1 protein-coding gene and 3 pseudogenes are annotated in these 4,311 nt (G+C 64.3%); 2 read left to right on the top strand and 2 right to left on the bottom strand.

From position 1 onward, the window contains the following. Positions 1-542 (bottom strand): annotated as a pseudogene (locus tag JCM19049_RS08655) (carboxyltransferase domain-containing protein); the annotation flags it as partial. Further along, positions 539-1,241 (bottom strand): annotated as a pseudogene (locus JCM19049_RS08660) (LamB/YcsF family protein). The pseudogenes JCM19049_RS08660 and JCM19049_RS08655, both read right to left, overlap by 4 nt. A 421-nt stretch (positions 1,242-1,662) precedes the next feature. On the opposite strand from JCM19049_RS08660, the pseudogene JCM19049_RS08665 reads away from it, so the two are divergent. Next, positions 1,663-3,882: pseudogene (locus tag JCM19049_RS08665) on the top strand (NADP-dependent isocitrate dehydrogenase). A 274-nt stretch (positions 3,883-4,156) separates the two neighbouring features. Beyond that, positions 4,157-4,311 (top strand): nitrilase-related carbon-nitrogen hydrolase (locus tag JCM19049_RS23345; RefSeq protein ID WP_374700267.1); only part of this gene is annotated, 155 nt, incomplete at its 3' end.

Genomic DNA, 4,311 nt, shown 5'->3' on the forward strand with positions numbered 1-4,311 from the left:
TGCGGGTGTCGGTATGCCCGAGCAGCTGCCAGCCGCCGGGGGACGCCGCGGGGTAGATGGCCGAGTACTTCCCGCCCAGGCAACCGCGCCGGCGGGCACCGTGGTTCGAGGCGTGCTGCGACGTGGAACCTCCAGGGGCGTGCCCTCGGACTGCAGGTAGCGAACCCCGGGGCAAAGCCGGTAAATGCGGCAGCCCATCGTCGTGAACTGTGCAGTTCGATCAGCGCTTCGGTGCTCAGGCCGAGCAGCTCGGCCACCGCGTGCAGGTCCGGCCCGTCGTAACTGACGTTCACCGTGATGAGCTCGCCTTCGTGCCGGCGGTCCAGATCAAGATGCAGCGTGGGAATGAGCCGGTACGCGTAGTCGGCATTGGGCAGGCAGTCGGTCCTGAGCAGCACCGTGCGCGCACCGGTTTGCACATCCTGCTGTCCTGGCAGGGGATGGGATTCCAACCAGGCGGTCAGCGCCATCGCGGACGCGGCATCGGACAGCTCCACGAGCACCGCTCGGGTGCCGGCAAAGTGGACGGCATCAATCGTCATGCGAAGCTCTTGATGTCTATCCCCGAGGACTCCAGCCCGGCACGCACCGCGGCGGCCACCGCCACGGCTCCGGCCGTATCCCCGTGAACACAGATGCTCTCAGCGGAAGTGCGGATGATGGTGCCATCGATGGCCCGGATGGTGCCTTCGCTGGCCAGGCGAATCATGTTCTGGGTGATGCGTTGGGGGTCATGCAGGACGCAGCGGGATCCGTACGCGAAACCAAGGTTCCGTCCGGGTTGTAGCTGCGGTCGGCAAAGGCCTCGCTGACCGCCCGCAACCCAGAACGTTCGGCCTTGTCCAGGGCGATCGACCCGGGAAGCAGGAGCACGGGAAGGTCGCGTCCGAAGGCCCGTATCGCGTCAATCACCGCCTGGGCGTGCTCTTCATGGTGCACGATGGCGTTGTACAAGGCGCCATGCGGTTTAACGTACTTGACTTCGCTGCCGGCAGCCCGAGCCATGGCATCCATCGCCCCCAGCTGGTAGAGCAAGTCATCTGCCAGTTCGTTGCCCGGAACCTCAATGAAACGGCGGCCGAACCCGGCCAGGTCGTGGTACCCGACATGAGCCCGATGGTGATGCCCGCCTTCGCCGCCTCGCGGCAGGTGTGGGCGATGGTGCGCGGGTCACCGGCATGGAATCCGCAGGCCACGTTGGCCGAGGAGACGGATTGGAAGATCGCGGTGTCATCTCCCATGCTCCAGCTTCCATACGATTCGCCCACATCGGAATTCAGGTCGATGTATTGCACTGTGATCCCCGTCTCTACTTGCCTCCGACCTTAACCATGCAGCAAATGACGGGATTGTTCAACAATCTGGATGCGCGCTCGGCCCCCGGGGTTCCCCGGTGCGAGCCCGGGGGTGTGTGGATTGCTGTTATGCCCCTCCCATGGCGGGGTTTGCGGAAAACCGGTTTGAGTTACGAGACCTTAACTTAACGCGGGGATGCCGATCTGTGGCCGCCAAGCCCGACATTTCAGCGCAAAATCAAGGCAGTTCGCAGGGATAGCTAGGCCACAAAACGTGTCGTGGAGCCCGAAATCAGGTAAGTTGGGAACGTTGAGTTTAGGGCGGTTAACCCCGCTTCCGCACGACGATCAGGGAGACGCCACACCTATGGCCAAGATTATCTACACCCACACCGATGAAGCGCCGATGCTGGCGACCCACTCGTTCCTGCCGATCGTCGAGGCCTACGCTTCGACCGCCGGGGTGGAGCTGGAAACCCGCGACATCTCGCTGGCCGGCCGCATCATCGCCAGCTTCCCGGACTACCTGACCGAGGAACAGCGCATCGCCGATGCCCTGGCCGAGCTGGGTGACCTGGCCAAGACCCCCGAGGCCAACATCATCAAGCTGCCGAACATCTCCGCGTCGATCCCGCAGCTGAAGGCCGCGATCGCCGAACTGCAGGCCGCCGCTACGCCCTGCCCGATTACCCGGACAACCCGAGCTCGGATGAGGAAACCGACATCCGCGCCCGCTACGACAAGATCAAGGTTCGGCCGTGAACCCGGTGCTGCGTGAAGGCAACTCGGACCGCCGCGCGCCACTGAGTGTGAAGAACTACGCCCGCAAGAACCCGCACTCGATGGGTGCCTGGTCCTCCGACTCGAAGACCAATGTCGCCACCATGGGTGCCGATGACTTCGCCTCGAACGAGAAGTCCGTGGTCATCGACAAGGACAAGAGCATCTCGATCCGCTTTGTCGCCGAAGACGGTGAAGTCAAGATCCTGAAGAAGCCGTTCAAGGTGCTGGCCGGCGAGGTCATCGACGGCACCGTCATGCACGTGGCGGCCCTGGACGAGTTCCTCAAGGACGCCGTGGCCCGCGCCAAGCGCGATGACGTGCTGTTCTCCGCCCACCTGAAGGCCACCATGATGAAGGTCTCCGACCCGATCATCTTCGGCCATGTCGTCAAGGCCTACTTCTCTGAGCTGTTCGACACCTACGGCGAGCAGCTGGAAGCCGCCGGGCTGAACCCGAACAACGGCCTGGCCGCCATCCTCGGCGGGCTGGACGAGCTGACCGACGAGGTCCGCGAGGGCGTGGAGAAGCTGATCGCCAAGGGCCTGGAAGAGGGCCCGAAGTTGGCCATGGTGGATTCGGACAAGGGGATCACGAACCTGCACGTGCCCTCCGATGTGATCGTCGACGCCTCGATGCCGGCCATGATCCGCCTGGGCGGAAAGATGTGGGGCCCGGACGGCGAGGAAGCCGAAACCCTGGCCGTGCTGCCTGACTCCTCCTACTCCGGCGTCTACCAGGCCGTGATCGAAGACTGCCGCGCCAACGGCGCCTACGACCCGACCACCATGGGCACCGTGCCGAACGTGGGCCTGATGGCCCAGAAGGCCGAGGAATACGGCTCGCACGACAAGACCTTCGAGATGACCGGCAACGGCCACGTCCAGGTGCTGGACGAGTTCGGCACCGTACTGATCGAGCACCAGGTCTTCACCGGCGATATCTGGCGTGCCTGCCAGACCAAGGACGTTGCCATCCGCGACTGGGTGAAGCTGGCCGTCAACCGCGCCCGCGCCTCCCAGACCCCGGCGGTGTTCTGGCTGGATGAGAACCGCGCCCACGACGCGGTGCTGATCAAGAAGGTCAACGAATACCTCAAGGAGCACGACACCGAGGGCCTGACCATCAAGATCCTCTCGCCGATCGAGGCCACCAAGTACTCGATTGAGCGCATCCGCAAGGGCGAGGACACCATCTCGGTGACCGGCAACGTGCTGCGCGACTACCTCACCGACCTGTTCCCGATCCTGGAGCTGGGCACCAGCGCCAAGATGCTCTCGATCGTTCCGCTGCTGGCCGGCGGCGGCCTGTTCGAGACCGGTGCCGGTGGCTCGGCCCCGAAGCACGTGCAGCAGCTGGTGAACGAGAACCACCTGCGGTGGGACTCGCTGGGTGAGTTCCTGGCCCTGGCCGCTTCCTTCGAGCACCTGGCCAGCAACTACGACACGCCCGCGCCCAGGTGCTGGCCGACACGCTGGACGCCGCGACCGGTACCTTCCTGCTGGAAAACAAGTCGCCCAAGCGCAAGGTGGGCGAGCTGGACAACCGCGGCAGCCACTTCTACCTGGCCAAGTTCTGGGCCGAGGAGCTGGCCAAGCAGGACAAGGACGCCGAATTGGCGGCCGCCTTCGCCGACGTGGCCAAGGCACTGTCCAACGATGAGGAAACCATCCTCAGCGAGCTGGCCGAGGTCCAGGGCCACAGTGTTGAACTGGGCGGCTACTACCGTCCGGACGAGGCCAAGACCACCGCGGTCATGCGTCCGAGCAAGACCCTGAACGCTGCTTTGGAACTGCTGACCAAGTAGTCCCGGCGCGCTGAACCACTGGAGGCACCAGCCATGCTGGTGCCTCCACTCGTTAAGGCGGATGCGCAACCATTCAGTGGCCCCGACATCCTGCACCAGCTGCCGGGTTCCGGGTCGGCCTGACCGTCCGGGCTCCCAGCGAATCCAGCCATGGCTGGTGCAAAACATCCTGCGCCCCCGGGAAGCTGGGACTTTTTAAACTCGGCGGCATCGGTAACGACCCTAGCCTTGAAGTAGTACTGACGAGGAAGTGGACATCACCATGCGACTGGCAATGCTGCAAGACACCGCGACCGTGCTGGATGGGGACGCGAACATTTCCCTGATCGCCCATGCGGCCGAGCAGGCCGCCAAGGCCGAGGCCGACCTGCTGCTGACGCCTGAGCTGTTCATCAGCGGGTACGCGCCCGAGCAGATCCTCCAGCGGCT

This window comes from Arthrobacter sp. JCM 19049 (genome assembly GCF_001310435.1).